Origin of the sequence: Streptomyces sp. NPDC088350, from assembly GCF_044753545.1 — a bacterium.
Lineage (GTDB): Bacteria > Actinomycetota > Actinomycetes > Streptomycetales > Streptomycetaceae > Streptomyces.
The window spans coordinates 381,076-399,008 of the sequence record NZ_JBIVNL010000006.1; the positions used below are offsets into that span (position 1 = coordinate 381,076).

At 71.3% G+C, this 17,933-nt stretch carries 16 protein-coding genes; 11 read left to right on the forward strand and 5 right to left on the reverse strand.

Features of this window, described 5'->3' with window-relative positions; translation table 11 throughout:
* Positions 1–145: 145 nt before the first annotated feature.
* The 7 genes from ACIQBL_RS23185 to ACIQBL_RS23215 all read left to right on the forward strand — a co-directional run bounded on the left by ACIQBL_RS23185 (position 146) and on the right by ACIQBL_RS23215 (position 8,099).
* Complete coding sequence (locus ACIQBL_RS23185) at positions 146–1,174, forward strand: alpha/beta hydrolase (protein ID WP_401944622.1); 1,029 nt, start codon at positions 146–148, stop codon at positions 1,172–1,174.
* Positions 1,167–2,381 carry an acyltransferase gene (locus ACIQBL_RS23190; protein WP_401944624.1) on the forward strand — a complete coding sequence of 405 codons (1,215 nt, stop codon included), beginning with the start codon at positions 1,167–1,169 and terminating at the stop codon, positions 2,379–2,381. Before ACIQBL_RS23185 ends, ACIQBL_RS23190 begins: the two co-directional genes overlap by 8 nt.
* A gap of 187 nt (positions 2,382–2,568) precedes the next feature.
* On the forward strand, positions 2,569–3,921 hold the full coding sequence (locus ACIQBL_RS23195; protein ID WP_401945065.1) for a sensor histidine kinase: 1,353 nt from the start codon (positions 2,569–2,571) through the stop codon (positions 3,919–3,921).
* Positions 3,918–4,595 carry a response regulator gene (locus ACIQBL_RS23200; RefSeq protein WP_401944626.1) on the forward strand — a complete coding sequence of 226 codons (678 nt, stop codon included), beginning with the start codon at positions 3,918–3,920 and terminating at the stop codon, positions 4,593–4,595. Before ACIQBL_RS23195 ends, ACIQBL_RS23200 begins: the two co-directional genes overlap by 4 nt.
* Positions 4,596–4,731: 136 nt before the next feature.
* The gene (locus tag ACIQBL_RS23205; RefSeq protein ID WP_401944628.1) at positions 4,732–6,078 is read left to right on the forward strand and encodes a sensor histidine kinase; all 1,347 of its coding nucleotides are present in this window, start codon (positions 4,732–4,734) and stop codon (positions 6,076–6,078) included.
* Positions 6,075–6,743 carry a response regulator gene (locus ACIQBL_RS23210; protein ID WP_401944630.1) on the forward strand — a complete coding sequence of 223 codons (669 nt, stop codon included), beginning with the start codon at positions 6,075–6,077 and terminating at the stop codon, positions 6,741–6,743. Before ACIQBL_RS23205 ends, ACIQBL_RS23210 begins: the two co-directional genes overlap by 4 nt.
* 138 nt (positions 6,744–6,881) lie before the next feature.
* Positions 6,882–8,099, forward strand: coding sequence for a cytochrome P450 (locus tag ACIQBL_RS23215; RefSeq protein ID WP_401944632.1), 1,218 nt, complete (start codon positions 6,882–6,884; stop codon positions 8,097–8,099).
* Here ACIQBL_RS23215 and ACIQBL_RS23220 read toward each other — a convergent pair.
* Genes ACIQBL_RS23220 through ACIQBL_RS23230 form a run of 3 tightly spaced genes read right to left on the reverse strand, consistent with a single transcriptional unit; the run spans position 8,089 to position 10,883 of the window.
* Positions 8,089–8,307 carry a hypothetical protein gene (locus ACIQBL_RS23220; protein ID WP_401944634.1) on the reverse strand — a complete coding sequence of 73 codons (219 nt, stop codon included), beginning with the start codon at positions 8,305–8,307 and terminating at the stop codon, positions 8,089–8,091. The genes ACIQBL_RS23215 and ACIQBL_RS23220 overlap by 11 nt on opposite strands.
* Positions 8,308–8,355: 48 nt before the next feature.
* The gene (locus ACIQBL_RS23225) at positions 8,356–9,978 is read right to left on the reverse strand and encodes an ABC transporter permease (RefSeq protein ID WP_401944636.1); all 1,623 of its coding nucleotides are present in this window, start codon (positions 9,976–9,978) and stop codon (positions 8,356–8,358) included.
* Positions 9,975–10,883: an ATP-binding cassette domain-containing protein gene (locus ACIQBL_RS23230; protein ID WP_401944637.1), complete on the reverse strand. Its 909-nt coding sequence runs from the start codon at positions 10,881–10,883 to the stop codon at positions 9,975–9,977. The genes ACIQBL_RS23225 and ACIQBL_RS23230 overlap by 4 nt, the downstream gene beginning before the upstream one ends.
* Positions 10,884–10,956: 73 nt before the next feature.
* Between ACIQBL_RS23230 and ACIQBL_RS23235 the strand changes: the two genes are divergently transcribed.
* Positions 10,957–11,472, forward strand: coding sequence for a GbsR/MarR family transcriptional regulator (locus ACIQBL_RS23235; RefSeq protein WP_401944639.1), 516 nt, complete (start codon positions 10,957–10,959; stop codon positions 11,470–11,472).
* Between the two features lie 108 nt (positions 11,473–11,580).
* Here the strand turns inward: ACIQBL_RS23235 and ACIQBL_RS23240 are convergent, their stop codons facing one another.
* A complete protein-coding gene (locus tag ACIQBL_RS23240) occupies positions 11,581–13,092 on the reverse strand; it encodes an APC family permease (protein ID WP_401944641.1) in 1,512 nt (503 codons plus the stop codon).
* 160 nt (positions 13,093–13,252) lie between these two features.
* Here ACIQBL_RS23240 and ACIQBL_RS23245 point away from each other — a divergent pair, with 160 nt between their 5' ends.
* Together ACIQBL_RS23245 and eutC are read left to right on the forward strand one after the other, a co-directional pair.
* Complete coding sequence (locus ACIQBL_RS23245) at positions 13,253–14,641, forward strand: ethanolamine ammonia-lyase subunit EutB (RefSeq protein ID WP_401944643.1); 1,389 nt, start codon at positions 13,253–13,255, stop codon at positions 14,639–14,641.
* On the forward strand, positions 14,638–15,402 hold the full coding sequence (gene eutC / locus ACIQBL_RS23250) for an ethanolamine ammonia-lyase subunit EutC (RefSeq protein ID WP_401944645.1): 765 nt from the start codon (positions 14,638–14,640) through the stop codon (positions 15,400–15,402). Before ACIQBL_RS23245 ends, eutC begins: the two co-directional genes overlap by 4 nt.
* Before the next feature lie 123 nt (positions 15,403–15,525).
* On the opposite strand, the gene ACIQBL_RS23255 is transcribed toward eutC, so the two are convergent.
* Positions 15,526–16,389, reverse strand: coding sequence for a diacylglycerol kinase (locus tag ACIQBL_RS23255; RefSeq protein WP_401944647.1), 864 nt, complete (start codon positions 16,387–16,389; stop codon positions 15,526–15,528).
* A gap of 187 nt (positions 16,390–16,576) precedes the next feature.
* Between ACIQBL_RS23255 and ACIQBL_RS23260 the strand changes: the two genes are divergently transcribed.
* Positions 16,577–17,860 (forward strand): adenylosuccinate synthase, encoded by a 1,284-nt coding sequence (locus ACIQBL_RS23260; RefSeq protein ID WP_401944649.1) that lies wholly within the window; start codon positions 16,577–16,579, stop codon positions 17,858–17,860.
* Positions 17,861–17,933 lie beyond the last annotated feature (73 nt).

The window sequence follows — 17,933 nt, forward strand, 5'->3', positions numbered from 1 at the left end:
TCTGTCCGGCTGACCCGGTCATACCCGTAATACCTGAGAGCTACGACGCAGATGAGCTCCCTGGCGTGACGCGGACGACGAGCGCGGATCCGTAATTTCCCTTTCAGATGAGCCCGGTGGCCGGGCGGACTGGGAGGGGGACGGGATGGGGCTCGACACGGGGGTGGCCGGGGCGACAACCGCCGGACGGGACAGGGGAGGAGCCGCCGCGCGTCGCCGCACCGGCAGATGGCGCCGCGCCCTCCTCGCCGCGCTGGTCACCGGCGCCATAGTGATCCCCCTCTCGGCCGCGACGCGGCCCGGGATCCCGGCACCGGAACCCGCCGCCCTCGCCCCGCTCACCTCGGCCACGCTGGACGAGGCGTACGCGGCGAACCGTGCCGACGCCGCCGAGGCGTCCCGTATGGCCGCCGCCGACGGTGACGACCGGCGCGCGGCGGCGGACCGTGCGATGGCCGACCCCGCCCGCCACTTCCTCGCCTTCGACGGCCGGGGCGAGGGCCAAGCGGCCGAGGTTTTCGGTGACTTGGCGCACGCCGAGCGCGTGGCCGTCCTGGTGCCGGGCTCCGACACCTCGCTCGACACCTACGACCGCTTCCGCGCGACCGCGCTGAACCTGCGCCGCCAACTCACCCTGGACGCCCCGGACTCGCGCACGGCGGTCGTGGCCTGGCTCGGCTACCGGACCCCGCACACGGTGAGCACCACGGTCCTGACCGAGGGCAGAGCCGACCAAGCGGCCCCGCATCTACGGGAGTTCATACGACAGCTGCACGGCATCACCGGCCGCGAGGCGCGGGTCGCGCTGGTGTGCCATTCGTACGGCACCGTCGTCTGCGGTCGCGCCGCCGCCGGCCTGGACGTGGCGGACATCGCCCTCGTCGGCAGCCCCGGCACGGGAGCCGACTCCGCCGCCGGCCTGCACACCTCCGCCCGCGTGTGGGCGGCGCGTGGCGGCGACGACTGGGTCGCGGACGTCCCGCACATCAGCGCGGACCTGTTCGGTACGACCGTCGGCTTCGGCACCGACCCGGTGTCCCCGGCGTTCGGCGCCCGCGTCTTCGCGGCCGGTGACGGCGGCCACAGCGACTACTTCTCCCCGGGCTCGGCCTCCCTGGCCAACCTCGCCCGGATCGTCCTGGGCGAGACCTCGGAGGTGACGACCCGTGCGTGACCACACCCTGAGCACCGCGATCGACGGGATACGGCGGGGCGCCGCCCGCGTCGACGCCACCACCCCGCCCGACCGGGACCGTGCCGTGGACGCCCTGCGCGCCTTCGCGATCCTCGGTGTCGTCCTGGGCCACTGGCTGGTGACGGCGCTGGTCGCGGACGGCGGCACGCTGCACACGGCGAGCCCGTTGCAGCACATGCCGTGGCTGGCGCTCATCTCCTGGGTGTTCCAGACCCTGGCGGTGTTCTTCCTGGTGGGCGGCCATGTGGCGACCCGGGGTTACGCCTCCGCACGGGCCCGGGGCACGACGTACGGTCAGTGGCTGACCGCCCGTCTGTCGCGGCTGTTCCGGCCGGCGGCGGCGGTCCTCACCCTGTGGACGGTGGCCGCGATCGCGCTGCTGCTGTCCGGCACGGACTTCGAAACGGTCCGCGCGCTGGTCAAGTTGGCGCTGTCACCGATGTGGTTCCTGGTCGTGTTCGCGGGTCTGACGGCGGCCACTCCCCTCCTGACCCGGCTCAACCCGCTGTGGCCGCTGGCCGTCGTCCTGCACGTGGACCTGATCCGTTTCGGACTCGGCGGCCCGTCCTGGCTCGGCTGGGTGAACGTGGCGGCCGGCTGGCTGGTGCCGTACACGCTCGGCGCGGCCTGGACCCGGGGCGAGCTGGACCGCGCCCGGGCGGGCTGGGTCCTGCTGGTCGGCGGTACGGCGGCGACGGCGGGACTGGTCCTCTGGGCGGGCTATCCGGCGTCGATGGTCGGCGTCCCCGGCAGCACGATCTCCAACCTGGACCCGCCGACCCTGGCCGCCGTCACCTTCGGCCTGGCCCAGTGCGGCCTGGCCCTGCTCCTCCGCGACCGCCTGCGCCGCACGATGAGCCGCCCGCTCGTCTGGTCGGCGGTGGCCCTGGTCAACCTCTCCGCGATGACGATCTTCCTCTGGCACCTGACGGCCCTGATGGCCACCACGGCCGCGACCCTGCCCGCCGGTCACCTCCCGGGCCTGCACACACTCCCCGACAACCTGACGTGGGTGGCGGCCCGCGTGGCATGGCTCCCGGTGTTCGCGCTGGCCCTGGCGATCTGCTGGACGGCGTTCCGGACCTACGAACAGGGGGCGCGGAAGCGCTCGTTCAGCCGTTCCCGGGGCGTCCGGGCCCACATCCGACCACCTCACCCGTCGGCGAAGAGGCCGCACCGTGCCTAGGGTTGACGACGTGACCAGCGACGAGCCTCGGAACCGGAGCGACGAGCCCGCCACGGGCCGCGCGTTCCACGCCCCCGAGCCGGACGCCCAGGGGGTCCCCGGAACCGACCGGCTCCGTGCCGCCCGCGTCATCCGCGTGCCGGAGCAACGCTTCGCCCCTGTGCTGCGCGGTGTGCTGAGAGACCTCATGTCACCGTCGGCCGCACCGCTCCCGCCGTTGTCCAGGCCCCGGTTCCTGCGCCGGCTGCCGCACGTCCTGGTGTGCGCGATCGCCGTGGGGCTGGCGTTCGGGAACCTCCACGACCTGAAGGTGAACTACCAACTCGGCCTCCCGCTGGCCGCGTTGACCGGATTGGCGCAGGGCGCGGCGATGGTCCTCGCCCTGTGGCGTCCGGTGCCGGCCTGGTGGCTCTCGCTGGGCGCCACCGCGCTGGCGGCCTCGGCGGCCAGGCCGCACATGGGGGTGGACTTCCCGTCCCCGGGACCGGACTGGCCGTGGACCACGCCCGCGGTGGCCGCCCAGGCCTTCGTGCTGTTCCTCCTCGCCCTGCGGGTGCCGGCGCGCGTGGCGGTCGGCGCGCTGTCCGGGACCGCCCTGGTCACCTATGCCATGGAGGGGCTGGTCGGCGGCCAGGTCTACCGCGCCACGGGAATGCAGGCGATGGTCCTGCTCGCCCTGGTCGTCTTCTTCGGCACCGCTCTCCGCGGGCGCCGCGAGGCCCGTACGCAGCTGGTCGAACAGGCCTCGCTGACCGAGGAGGAGCGCGCCCGCCGCACCCTCCTGGAGGAGCGCAGCCGTATCGCCCGCGAGCTGCACGACGTGGTCGCCCACCACATGTCGGTGATCTCCATCCAGGCCCAGGTGGCGGCCCACCTGGTGGAGAACCCGTCGGAGGAGCTCAAGGAGAACCTCGCCGGCATCAGACAGAACGCCCTCGAAGCCCTCACCGAACTGCGCCGGGTGCTCGGTGTGCTCCGCTCGGAGCACCCGGAGTATCCGGAGGACCCGTACGCCCTGGCCGGCCCCGGCACGGGTGCCGCCCCCGACGCCCCGCAGCCCACCCTCGACCGCTTGGACGCCCTGTTGGAGAACACCAGGGCCGCCGGTCTCGACGTGCGCAGCGATGTCAGGGGCGAGGTGCGCCCGTTGGCACCCGGGGTGGAGCTGTCGGCGTACCGGATCATCCAGGAGGCGCTCAGCAACGCGCTGCGGCACGCCCCCGGCTCCACGGTCGCCGTCGAGGTCACCCACGCGCCCGACGGGCTTCAGCTGATCGTCACCAACTCCCGCCCGCAGCAGGCCGTCCCGCCCTCCCCGGGCGCCGGACACGGTCTGCTCGGGATGCGGGAGCGCGCGGCGATGCTGGGCGGACACCTGACCGCGGGGAGGACGTTCCAGGGCGGCTTCGCGGTCGTGGCGTTCCTGCCCCGGGACGGCGTCGCGCTCCCCGCCGCACCCGCCGGACCCGCCGGTCCCGATGAGGCCGGCGCTTCCGCCGCACCCGAGATCATCTTCCCGACAGGAGACGAGAACCCATGACGAGCGGCGCCATCCGCGTACTCATCGCCGACGACCAGCAGATGGTCCGGCAGGGCTTCACCGTCCTGCTCAACGCCCAGCCCGGCATAGAGGTGGTCGGCAACGCGGTCGACGGCCTGGACGCGGTGGCCAAGGTCGCCGAACTCGCCCCGGACGTCGTCCTCATGGACATCCGCATGCCCGAACTCGGCGGCATCGAGGCGACCCGCCGCATCACGGTCGCGACCCCGCAGATCAAGGTGCTGGTCCTCACCACCTTCGACCTCGACGAGTACGTGTACGAGGCACTGCGCGCCGGCGCGTCCGGCTTCCTCCTCAAGGACGCGTCCGCCGACCAACTGGCCGAGGCGGTAAGGGTGGTGGCGGCCGGTGACGCACTGCTCGCGCCGGGCGTCACGCGCCGTCTGATCGCCGAGTTCTCCCGGCTGAACGGGACACCGCGCACCCCGCTCAAGTCCCGCGTCGGCGATCTCACCGAGCGGGAGACGGAGGTCCTCGCACTGATCGCGCAGGGCCTGTCGAACGCGGAGATCGCCGAGCACCTGGTGGTCGCCGAACAGACCGTGAAGACCCATGTGGGCCGCATCCTCGTGAAGTTGGGGCTGCGGGACCGTACGCAGGCGGCGGTGTTCGCCTACGAGTCGGGGCTGGTCCGGCCGGGCGGGGGCCGCTGAAGGCGGGGGCAGGGTCGCCTGGGCCGGGCCTTCGGGGCCGGGTCGGCGGGGATACCCGTAGTACCTGAGACGGACGGGCGAAGACCCTTCTCACAGGTGACGACGGCTACCCGCCCCTCCGCCTACCGTTTTGAATGTGACCGAGACGACCCAGCAGATGCCGCCGGCGGGCGGGGCCAAGCCGCGCAGCCCGGAGTTCCGGCTCGCCGCGGACGCCCTGCGCGGGCTGCGGCAGGACCTGTTCCACGACGCCTTCGCCTACCACCCGCTGCCGCCCATGAGCGTCGACGGCCCGCTGACCCGCAGGCTGTCGGGACGGCCGCGGGAGTACGCGGCCTGGACCCCGCACGCCCTCATCGTCGCGGCCGGGCTGATAGCGCTGCTCACGGGCTGGACCACCAACGGGAACGGCGGCCTCGTCGACGCGTTCCTCGGCGTGCTCGCGCTGGCTCCGGTACTGCTGACCACGGTGCGGCCGGTCGGCGCGTTCTGGCTGTCGATGGTCGCGACCCCGGTCGCCGCCCTCGTGGGCAGTGAGTGGGACAGCGAGTGGCCGTGGCTGCCCGGCAGCTTCGTCTGCCACCTGGTGGTGCTCACCGTGGTGGCCATACGCACCAGGCCGCGCACCGCCGTGTGGATGTGGGCGCTGACCGGGCTGTACGGCACGATCTCGGAGAGCACGATCTTCGGCGGCCACGTCCTCGGTTCCAACACCATGGAGCTGTTGTTCGTCTCCGCCCTGGCCCTGCTGGGCGTCGCGGTCTGGCAGACCCGCCGCGAGGCCCGCAAGGAGGTGACCGCGCAACAGACCGTCACCGCGCACGAGCGGTCCCGGCGCACCCTGCTGGAGGAGCGCACGACGATCGCCCGCGAGCTGCACGACGTGGTGGCCCACCACATGTCGGTGGTCGCCATCCAGGCGGAGGCCGCGCCCTACCGCGTGGAGAACCCGCCGCCGGAGCTGGAGCGCGCGTTCGTCACGATCAGGGAGAACGCGGTGGCGGCCCTGACCGAGCTGCGCCGCGTCCTGGGCGTGGTGCGCGCGGAGGGCTACGAGGCGCCGGACGCCCCGCAGCCCACCCTCGCCGACATGGACGCGCTGCTCGCCAATGTGCGCGACGCCGGCCTGAGTGTCGACAAGGCGGTGACGGGGGCGGTGCGTGAACTCCCGCAGGGCGTCGAGCTGTCGGCGTACCGGATAGTGCAGGAGGCGTTGAGCAACACCCTGCGGCACGCGCCCGGCGCGAGCGCCCGCGTCGAGATCGGCTATGTGCTGGGCGGGCTGGGCCTGCGGATAGTCAACGGCCCGATGCCCGAGCCGAGCCTGGTGAAGCCCTCGCCCGGTGCGGGGCACGGCATCACGGGGATGCGGGAGCGGGTGTCCATGCTGAACGGCGAGATGACGGCGGTCCCGGCGGAGGACGGCGGCTATGAGGTGACGGTGTTCCTGCCGGTGCCGAGTGCGGGCGAAGGTGATGCATGACCATCCGGGTACTGATCGCGGACGACCAGATGATGGTGCGCGAGGGCTTCTCGGTCCTGCTGGGCGCGATGCCGGACATCGAGGTCGTCGGTGAGGCGGTGAACGGGCGGGACGCGGTCGAGCGGGTGCGTGAACTGGCCCCGGACGTCGTACTGATGGACATCCGCATGCCCGAGATGAACGGCATCGAGGCGACCCGGGAGATCGTCGCGGCGGACGGCGCGGCGAAGGTGCTGGTGCTCACCACGTTCGACCTCGACGAGTACGTCTACCAGGCGCTGCGCGCGGGAGCCTCCGGTTTCCTGCTCAAGGACGCCTCGGCACGCCAACTCGCCGACGGGGTAAGGGTGGTGGCGGCCGGCGAGGCGCTGCTCGCGCCCTCCGTCACCAAGCGGCTGATCACGGAGTTCTCGAAGCTGTCCGAGACACCCCGTCTGATGCCCAGCGCGCAGCAGGCGGCGTTCGGCGAGCTGACCGAGCGGGAGACGGAGGTGCTGGTCCTCATCGCACAGGGCCTGTCGAACGGGGAGATCGCGGAGCGGCTGGTGGTCGCGGAGTCGACGATCAAGACCCATGTCAGCCGCATCCTGGTGAAGCTGGGCCTCAGGGACCGTACGCAGGCGGCGGTGTTCGCCTACGAGGCGAGGTTGGTGAGACCGGGGTAGGGGGGCAGGGGGTGGGGAGAGCGGGCACGCGGGCACCGGCGTCCGCGACCGCGGGTCGAACACCTGGCAGGGGTGGAGCATCCCCACCCCGTAGGACACCCCTGGTCAGAGGGGGGTGAGCCGGGTTAGCGTCCGTCCATGGCAGCTGCTGACGACCTCGCCTTCGACCCCTGGGACCCGGCGTTCGTGTCCGACCCGTACCCCGCCTACGCCGCACTGCGCGACCGGGGCCGGGTCACCTACTACGAGCCCACCGACCAGTGGCTCGTCCCCCGCCACGCGGACGTCTCGGCGCTGCTGCGCGACCGCCGGCTCGGCCGCACCTATCAGCACCGCTTCACCCACGAGGACTTCGGCCGGACGGCACCCCCGCCCGAGCACGAGCCCTTCCACACCCTCAACGACCACGGCATGCTCGACCTGGAGCCCCCGGACCACACCCGCATCCGGCGCCTGGTCTCGAAGGCGTTCACCCCGCGTACGGTCGAGCAGCTGAAGCCGTACGTCAGCCGGTTGGCCGGTGAGCTGGTGGACGGACTCGTGGCCGCCGGCGGCGGTGACCTCCTCACCGATGTGGCCGAACCGCTGCCCGTCGCGGTGATCGCCGAGATGCTCGGCATCCCGGAGTCCGACCGCGCCCCGCTGCGGCCCTGGTCGGCGGACATCTGCGGGATGTACGAGCTGAGCCCGTCCGAGGACACGGCGGCGAGGGCGGTTCGCGCGTCGGTCGAATTCGCGGAGTATCTACGCGAGTTGATCGCCGCCCGCCGCAAGGAACCCGGCGACGACCTCATCTCCGGCCTCATCGCGGCCCACGACGAGGAGGACCGGCTCACCGAGCAGGAGATGATCTCCACCGCCGTACTGCTGCTGAACGCGGGCCACGAGGCGACGGTGAACGCCACGGTGAACGGTTGGTGGGCGCTGTTCCGCAACCCGGACCAACTGGCCGTTCTCCGCGCGGACCACTCCCTGATCCCGTCCGCCGTCGAGGAGTTGATGCGCTACGACACCCCGCTCCAGCTCTTCGAGCGGTGGGTGCTGGACGAGATCGAGATCGACGGCACGGTGATCCCGCGCGGTGCGGAGATCGCGATGCTGTTCGGCTCCGCGAACCACGACCCGGACGTCTTCGCCGACCCGGAGCGCCTGGACCTCACCCGCGCCGACAACCCGCACATCAGCTTCAGCGCGGGCATCCACTACTGCATCGGCGCACCCCTGGCCCGTATCGAACTGGCGGCCTCCATGGCGGCGTTGCTGGAGAAGGCCCCCACGCTCGGCCTCGCGGCGGAGCCGGAGCGGAAGCCGAACTTCGTGATCCGGGGTCTTGAGGGGCTGAGCGTCACGGTCTGACGCGCCGCACCAGGGCCCAGACGCCGAGCGCGGCGGCGACCCCGCCGAGGACCGCGAGCGGCAACTCGGCGTAGAGGACGCTCCAGTCGGGGCTCGCCTCGAAGCGGCGGAAGCGGTCCCGGACGCCGTGGGACCACACCGCCAGTCCCAGGCCCGCGCCGAGTGCGACGGTCAGACATCCTCCGGCGGCCTGCGCACGTTGTCCCATGCCCGGGACGGACGCGCGCCGGCCGCCGTGGGTTCCCCGTGCCGATGGTCAGGTCGTGAGGTCGCGGCGGCTCAGACCCGCGAGTCCGACCGTGACCAGCACGGCGGCGATCCCGGTGAGGACGACCACCGGCCCCCATGCCATGTCGCCGCCCGGCAGCTTCGGCAGGTGGCCGAAGGGGGAGATGTCCAGGACCGCCCGGGGGAGGTTCAGGGCGGGGCCGATCCAGCCGAGGAGGAGGGCGAGTCCGGCCACGCCCCAGGACGCCGGGGACAGGCGCGGCGAGATGCCGTGCAGCAGGACCGCCAGGGCGCCCAGGGTCCAGACCGCCGGGACCTGGACCAGGCTGGCGGCGAGGATCGGGCCGGGTTCGGCGCCGTAGCCGAGGGTCAGGCCGAGGCCGCTGAGCAGCATGATCAGGACCGCGCCGGCGAAGGCGATGGTCAGGTGGCCGGCGGCCCAGCGCAGGCGGCCGACCGCGTTCGCGAGGACGGGTTCGGCGCGCCCGCCGGTCTCCTCGCTGTGCAGCCGTAGGACGGAGGAGACGGCGTAGAGGGCGGCGAGCATGCCGAACATGCCGACCATCGTGGCCAGGAACGCGTCCTCGATGCCGGACTGGCCGCCCATCCGCTCGATGATCTCGCGGGTCTTCGCGTTGTCCCCGACCAGGCTCGCCACCCCCTTCGTGATGCCGCCGAAGGCCACCCCGGCCGCGAGGAAGCCGAGGCTCCAGCCCAGCACGGCGGCCCGCTGGAGACGCCAGGCGAGCGCACCCGCCGTGCCGAGGCGGCCGTGGGCCGGTCCCGGGCGGGCGGGCAGGAAGCTCATGCCGACATCCCGGCGGCCCGCCAACTCGTAGGCCACGAGGCCTTGTAGGAGAGCGGCGAGTGGGAACAGGGCCAGGACCCACCAGCGTTCGGCCGCGAACGGGCGCAGGTTCTCCAGCCAGCCGATCGGTGAGAGCCATGTCAGGGGAGAGGAGCCGTCGTTGGTGGTCGAGTCGCCGACCGCGCGCAGGACGAACGCCGTGCCGACCAGTCCGCCGGTCAGGCCCTTCGCGAGCCGGCCGCTGTCCGTGAACTGCGCGACGATCGCCGCGAGCGTCGCGAACACCATGCCCACCCCGCCGATGCCGAGCCCGAGCGACAGCGCGCCGCCCGCACCCTGCCCGGCGAGACCGCCCGTGATCAGCAGCGCCAGCGCGGAGTTGGCGACGAGGGCCGTCAACAGGGCCGCCGTCAGCGGTGCGCGGCGGCCCACCATCGCCGACGACACGAGTTCCTGCCGGCCGCTCTCCTCCTCGTCACGGGTGTGCCGTACGACGACGACCAGGCTCATGATCCCGGCGAGGATCGCGGCGTAGCCGCCGATGCGCCAGGCGGTGAGACCGCCGAGGGAGTCGCTGAACACCGGGCCGTAGGTCGCGCGCAGCGAACTGTTGGTGAGCATCTGGCGGGCGATGTCGGCGCGTTCGGCGGGGGTGGAGTAGACGCTGCGCAGGGAGCCGGGGAGCGACACCACCAGCAGGCCCGTCACCGCCACCCACGCTGGGATCACCACTCGGTCGCGGCGCAGGTTGAAGCGCAACAGGGCGCCGGTGCCTGCGAGTTGGCGTGAGCCGCCGGTGCCGGTGCCGGTGCCGGTGCGGGCGGGGAACGTGGTGGCGGTCATCCGGACACCCCGTCTTTCGTGTCCGCCTCCTGGTAGTGGCGGAGGAACAGCTCCTCCAGCGTCGGCGGCTTCGAGGTGAGCGAGCGCACGCCCGACTCGCTCAACGACCGTAGTACGGCGTTGAGTTGGTCCGTCTCCACTTGGAGGCGGACGCGATGGCCCTGTACGTCGAGGTCGTGCACGCCGGGGAGGGTGGCCAACCTGTTGGGCAGGTCGGTGAGTTCGGCCGTGACGCTGGTGCGGGTGAGGTGGCGCAGGTCGGCCAGCGAACCGGTCTCCACCGTGCGGCCCTTGCGGATGATGCTCACCCGGTCGCACAACTCCTCGACCTCGCTGAGGATGTGGGAGGAGAGCAGGATCGTGCGACCCCGGTCGCGTTCCTCCTCCACGCAGCGCTGGAAGACCTCCTCCATCAACGGGTCGAGGCCGGACGTCGGTTCGTCCAGGATCAGCAGGTCGACGTCCGAGGCGAACGCGGCGACGAGGGCGACCTTCTGGCGGTTGCCCTTGGAGTACGTGCGGCCCTTCTTGGTGGGGTCGAGTTCGAAGCGGTCGATCAGGTCGGCGCGGCGGGTCTTGTCGAGGCCGCCGCGCAACGTGCCGTAGAGATCGATGACTTCGCCCCCGGAGAGGTTGCGCCACAGGGTCACGTCGCCGGGGACGTAGGCGATCCGGCGGTGCAGTTCGACCGCGTCGGTCCACGGGTCGCGGCCCAGGAGTTGGGCGGCGCCCGAGTCGGCGTGCAGCAGGCCGAGCAGGACGCGGATCGTCGTGGACTTGCCGGAGCCGTTGGGGCCGAGGAAGCCGTGCACCTCGCCGGTGTCGACGGTGAGGTCGAGGCCGTCGAGGGCGTGCGTCGTACCGAACGACTTGTGCAGGCCGGAGACGGTGATTGCCTTCGTCATGGAGCCGAACGTACGCTTCTTTCAGAAATTTGTGAAGTTAAGGAAGTGTATGAAACGCGGGTAGGGTGAGTCCATGACGGATACCTCTGGTGCGGCGGACACATCTGGTGCGCGGGACGCCGAGTCCGTGTCGAAGTTCGTCGAGGCCTTCGCGGCGCAGCTCGTCGAGGCCGGGATGCAGCGGATGCCGGCCCGGATCTTCGCCGCGCTGCTCTCCTCCGACGAGGGGGCGATGACCTCCGTCGAGCTGGGCGAACAGCTGCGGATCAGTCCGGCGGCGGTGTCCGGTGGGGTGCGGTATCTGGCGCAGCAGCACATGGTGTCGCGCGAGCGGGAACCGGGTTCGCGGCGTGAGCGGTACCGGGTTCAGGGGAACCAGTGGTACGAGGCGCTCACCAATCGTGAGGCTGTGCTGAAGCGGTGGGAGGCGGCTCTGAGTGAGGGGGTTGCGAGTCTTGGTGCGGATACGCCGGCGGGGCGTCGGATGGCCGAGACGCTCGCGTTCTTCGAGTTCGTCGACGGGGAGATCGTGGCGATGATGGAGCGGTGGCGGGTGTACCGGGAAACGCGGTTCGGTGGAGCGCCCTGAAGGGGCGCGGGGAACTGCGCGACCAGCCCACCACGGGCCTGCAGACAAGTACGAATCTGCGGGAGCGTCGTGGCTGGTCGCGCAGTTCCCCGCGCCCCTAAAAGAACCTCAGCGCTCCTTGGTTTCTTCGAGGACCGTGCGGCCGAGCAAGGCATAGCGCTCGGGCGCCCTGCGCTTCAAGTACTGGGCGTAGCCGATGCCCGTCGCCGCGACCAGGGCTACCAGCCAGGGGGTTGCCTTCAGGAGTAGTGAGTTGGACTCGGAGCCCGCTGCCACGCTCATGTTGGAGACCAGGAGCAGTACCACCGCCAGCATCGCGATGCCGCCGAGCAGCGGAGCGGTGAACGTCTTGAACCAGTGCCGGCTCTCGGGGTGGTGGGTGCGGAAGTACGCCAGTACCGCGAACGAGCACACCGCCTGCACGACCAGGATGGCCATCGTGCCGAGGATGGCGAGCAGGACGTAGAGGGCGTTGGCCGGGTCCTTGCTCGTGGCCCAGAACGCGACGATCAGCAGCGCGCTGATCACGGTCTGCACGAAGCCCGCGATGTGCGGGGAGCCGTGCTTGGCGTGGGTGCGGCCGATGGTGTTCTTGAGGGACGGGAGGACGCCCTCGCGGCCCAGCGCGTACATGTAGCGGCTGGCGCAGTTGTGGAAGGCCATGCCGCAGGCGAGCGAGCCGGTGATCATCAGCCACTGCATGAGGTCGACGGCCCAGTGGCCGACGTAGTGCTCGGTGGGGTTGAAGAAGAGCGCGAGCGGGTTCGCCGAGGAGGCGACCTTGACGGCCTCGCTCTCGCCGTTGCCGATGATGGCCATCCAGGAGACGAAGACGTAGAAGACGCCGACGCCGAGGACCGAGATCATCGTCGCCTTGGGGATGATCTTCTTGGGGTCGCGGGACTCCTCGCCGTACATGGCCGTGGACTCGAAGCCGACCCAGGACCAGAAGGCGAAGAAGAGGCCGAGGCCGGCGCTCGTGCCCTTGAACGCGTTGACCGGGTTGACCGGGCCGAAGGTGAAGCCGTGCGGGCCGCCGCCGTGCAGGGCGACCGAGATCGCCATCGCGGCGAGGACGGTCACCTCCGTGCCGAGGAGTACGACGAGCAGCTTCTCCGCGACCGAGACACCGAACCACGTGCCGGTCGCGTTGACGGCCAGCATCACGATCGCGAAGACCCACCACGGGATGTCAAGTCCCGTCTGGTCCTTGAAGGTTCCCGTGGCGAAGGTCGAGAAGATGCCGATCAGCGCCGGTTCGAACACGACGTACGCGAAGGTGGCGAGGAGGCCGGAGGCGAGTCCGACGGTGCGGCCGAGGCCGTAGGAGATGAAGCCGTAGAAGGCGCCCGTCGAGGTGATGTGCTTGGCCATCGAGGTGAAGCCGACGGAAAAGATTGCCAGGACGACCATTGCGACGAGGTAGCTCGCCGGGGCGCCTATGCCGTTGCCCGACGAGACCATGAAGGGCACGTTGCCGGTCATCGCGGTGATCGGGGCGGCGGTCGCGACGGCCATGAAGACCACGCCCAGCAGGCCGATGGCGTTGGGCTTGAGCCGGTGAACGGCGCCGTCCTCGCTTGTGTTCGCCGCGGGGGCGACCCCTTCGTCCACTGCCATCGGGATGGCTCCTCTCCTGCTGCTCGGCTGGTGTTCCGAAGCGGAACTCTGTAGGCCGAATGAGTCGGGAAAGGGTTTCGGCGCGTTAAATGTTTGTCAACCAGACCTTTAGAAATCTGAGGAAACCTGGGGGCAACACGCCCCTCGTACGGTCACCGCCATGAGTACGTACACCTCCACCCTCGGCGGCCGGAGCTACCGCTTCGGCTCCCTCGCGCGCCTGCTCGCCGCCGCGAGCCCCGAGCGCTCCGGCGACCGGCTGGCCGGGCTCGCCGCGTCGTCCGCCCAGGAGCGGGTGGCGGCACGCTGGGCGCTGGCGGACGTACCGCTGACCGCCTTCCTCGCCGAACCGGTGATCCCCTACGAGACCGACGACGTGACCCGGCTGATCCTCGACACGCACGACACGGGGGCGTTCGCGGCGGTGGCCGGGCTGTCGGTGGGCGGGTTCCGGGAGTGGCTGCTGACGGCCGGCACCGCCGAACTGGCCGCCGTCGCGCCCGGGTTGACGCCGGAGATGGTCGCGGCCGTGTCCAAGCTGATGGGCAACGCGGACCTGGTCGCGGTCGCCCGGAAGGTCCGGGTGGTGACGGCGTTCCGGTCGACGATCGGGCTGCCGGGCCGCCTCGCCACCCGCCTCCAGCCCAACCACCCCACCGACGACCCGGCGGGCGTGGCCGCGGCCCTGCTCGACGGGCTGCTGCTCGGCTCCGGCGACGCGGTGATCGGCATCAACCCGGCGACGGACAGCCCGAAGGCGGTACGGGACCTGCTGGAGCTGTTGGACGGGGTCATCCAGCGCTACGCGATCCCCACCCAGTCCTGCGTCCTGTCCCACGTCACGACCAGCGTCGACCTGATGGCGTCCGGCGCGCCCGTCGACCTCGTCTTCCAGTCCATCGCGGGCACCCAGGCGGCCAACGCGTCCTTCGGTGTGACGCTGGGCCTGCTCGACGAGGCGTACGAGGCGGCGCGGGCGCTGGGCCGGGGCACGGTCGGCTCGAACGTCATGTACTTCGAGACCGGTCAGGGCAGCGCGCTGTCGGCGGACGCGCACCACGGGGTGGACCAGCAGACGGTGGAGGCACGGGCCTACGCGGTCGCGCGCCGCTACGACCCGCTCCTCGTGAACACGGTGGTGGGCTTCATCGGCCCGGAGTACCTCTACGACGGCCGCCAGATCCTCCGCGCGGCCCTGGAGGACCACTTCTGCGGCAAGGTGCTGGGCCTGCCCATGGGCCTGGACATCTGCTACACCAACCACGCCGACGCGGACGACGACGACATCGCCACGATGCTCACCATGCTCGGCGTGGCCGGCGCGTCCTTCGTGATCTGCACCCCGGGCGGCGACGACATCATGCTCAACTACCAATCCGCCTCCTACCACGACGCGTTGTACCTCCGCGAAGTCCTCGGGCTGCGCCCGGCACCGGAGTTCGAGGCATGGCTCGACTCGATCGGCCTGCTGGGCGAGAGCGGCGAGATCAGGGACGTGTCCGGTACGACCCACCCGTTGACGGCGATCGGAAGGGAACTGGCGGCATGACGACCAGTCAAGTGGCTTCGGTGGAGCGGGACTTGTGGCCTTCCCTGCGCCGGCACACCCAGGCGAGGATCGGCCTGGGCAGGGCGGGCTCGGGCCTGCCGACCCACCACCGGCTGGAGTTGCAGGCCGCGCACGCGGCGGCACGGGACGCGGTGCACTCCCCGTTCGAACCGGACGTGGTGGCGGAGGGGCTGAGGGGGGAACCGACGGTCCGGGTCCGCAGCGCGGCCGTCGACCGCCTCACCTACCTCCAACGCCCGGACCTGGGGCGCCGCTTGGACCCCGCCGACCGAGCACACCTGCCGGTGGGGGAGTGGGACGTCGTCTTCGTGGTCGCCGACGGCCTGTCCAGCCGGGCCGTGCACGAACACGCGGCGGCGATGGTGCGCGCGACTACGGCACTGCTGCCGACGTCCTGGCGGGTGGCCCCGGTCGTCCTCGCGGAACAGGCCCGCGTGGCCCTCGGCGACGACGTGGCGTCGGCGATGGGCGCGGCGATGGTCGTGGTCCTCGTCGGCGAACGCCCCGGCATGTCGGCGGCGGACTCCCTGGGCGCGTACCTCACGTACCGCCCGAAGCCGGGGGAGACGACGGACGCGGACAGGAACTGCCTGAGCAACATCCGGCCGCCGCTGGGGCTTACGTACGAGGTGGCGGCGGGGAAGCTGGCGGGGTTGATGGGGCGGGCACGGGAGTTGGGGGCGACAGGGGTGACCCTGAAGGACGACTCGGACGCGCCGATGCTGAATCCCAGCACCTGAACTCCAGCCCCTCCGGCGTTTGAGGAGCGGGGGCCCGGGGGCCGGCCCCCGAGTCGGGGTCGAAGGGGCAGCGCCCCTGGAGGACGGGACGGGTAGGGGCGGCGGGGGCGAGGAAACCCCGCCTCACCCCGGCAACGTGAGCCCCCAGGCCCCCTCCCGAACCACCCACGTCCGGGTCCGCACCGGCCCCGCCACCACCGCGTCCGCCCGGTACCTGAAGTCCGCCCCGGACACGGTGACCGACCGCCCTCGCGCACACAGCGGTGAGGCCTCCGCCCCCACCGACACCGGCCGCACCTCCACCTCGGCCAGTCCCGAAGCCCCCGGTCGCACGGAAACCGCCTCCACCGGCTGGTCCAGGTCGACCAGGGTGACCCCGTCGACCTCGACCCGCAGCCGCGCCGGCCCGAACCGCGGCACACCGTCGAGCGACTCCCGCTCCCGTGACGGGCGGGCCGGCACCAGCGTCCGTACCAGCGACTGGCACGTCCGCAGCCACGACGCGTGCCCGGTACCGGCGGGCGAGGGCACCCCGGGCGAGGGGAGCGAGGGAATCCGCAGCGCGCCGAGCACCACCCCGTCGCTGTCGTCCACCAGCAGATCCATCCGCCGTACGACCCCGTCGAGCACGGCGCGCGCCGCCGCCACCGCCCCCGTGGGCACCCCCAGCGCCCCCGCCAGGGACAGCGCACCCCCCACCGGCACCATCGACAGCGCACATCCGGCCAGCTCCCGCTGCCGGTGCAACAGGGACACCGCACGCATCAGGGCCCGGTCGTCGCCCACCAGCACCGGCCGGCGCGAGCCCCGCCGGGCCAGTACCCGGGCGAATTCCTCGGGCCCCTCCGGAAGGCACACCTTCGTCGCCGCACCCGCGCTGAGCACGTCTTTCGCGATGCGGACGGACTCCGCGTCGGCGCGCCGGGCGACCGGATCGATGACGACCAGCAGCTGATCTGAAGTCGCGAAAGTCGCCACCTCGGCCATGCCTCGCTTCCTCGGGTAGCATCTTTGTGCAAGAGCCCCTTGCGCTATTGCGCCAGGGGCTTCGTCTATTCCGGGGCATCCGGTCCGACGGTTCGCGACCGACGAGGGTCGCGGGCGTACGAGGCACACGCTGTGCGGCGTACGTCTCTGACCTTGGACATGCCCCGCCCGGAAGGGGTGTACGCGCGTGCCCGCACTTGTGCTGCTCGGTGCTCAGTGGGGTGACGAAGGCAAGGGAAAGGCGACGGACCTGCTAGGTGGGTCCGTCGACTATGTGGTGCGCTACCAGGGCGGCAACAACGCCGGCCACACGGTAGTCGTGGGCGATCAGAAGTACGCCCTTCACCTGCTCCCTTCCGGGATCCTCACACCGGAGTGCACTCCGGTCATCGGCAACGGTGTCGTCGTCGACCCGTCGGTCCTGTTCTCCGAGCTGAACGGGCTGAACGAGCGCGGCGTCGACACGTCCAAGCTCCTGATCAGCGGTAACGCTCACATCATCACGCCCTACAACGTGACGGTGGACAAGGTGACGGAACGCTTCCTCGGGAAGCGGAAGATTGGGACGACCGGCCGGGGCATCGGCCCGACCTACGCGGACAAGATCAACCGCGTCGGCATCCGGGTCCAGGACCTCTACGACGAGTCGATCCTCACCCAGAAGGTCGAGGCGGCCCTCGACGTCAAGAACCAGATGCTCACCAAGCTCTACAACCGCCGCGCGATCGCGATCGAGCAGGTCGTCGAGGAGCTGCTGTCCTACGCGGACCGCCTCAAGCCGTACGTCGCCGACACGGTCCTCCTCCTCAACCAGGCGCTCGACGACGACAAGGTGGTCCTCTTCGAGGGCGGCCAGGGCACGCTCCTGGACATCGACCACGGCACGTATCCCTTCGTGACGTCGTCGAACCCGACCGCCGGCGGCGCCTGCACCGGCTCCGGCGTGGGCCCGACGAAGATCAGCCGGGTCATCGGCATCCTCAAGGCCTACACGACCCGGGTCGGCTCGGGCCCGTTCCCGACCGAGCTGTTCGACGCGGACGGCGACGCGCTGCGCCGCATCGGCGGCGAGCGGGGCGTCACCACCGGCCGCGACCGGCGCTGCGGCTGGTTCGACGCGGTCATCGCCCGCTACGCGACCCGCGTGAACGGCCTGACCGACTTCTTCCTCACCAAGCTCGACGTCCTCACCGGCTGGGAGGAGATCCCGGTCTGCGTGGCCTACGAGATCGACGGCAGGCGCGTCGAGGAACTCCCGTACTCGCAGAGCGACTTCCACCACGCGAAGCCGATCTACGAGAACCTGCCCGGCTGGAGCGAGGACATCACGAAGGCCAAGACCTTCGCGGACCTCCCCAAGAACGCGCAGGCGTACGTGAAGGCACTGGAGGAGATGTCCGGCGCACCGATCTCCGCGATCGGGGTCGGACCGGGACGTACGGAGACGATCGAGATCAACTCGTTCATCTAGGGCGGCGGTTGAACTGCGGTTGACGGCCGCACTTGGGCCGGTCTTGGGAAACCTTGACCGGCCCTTGGGCTGT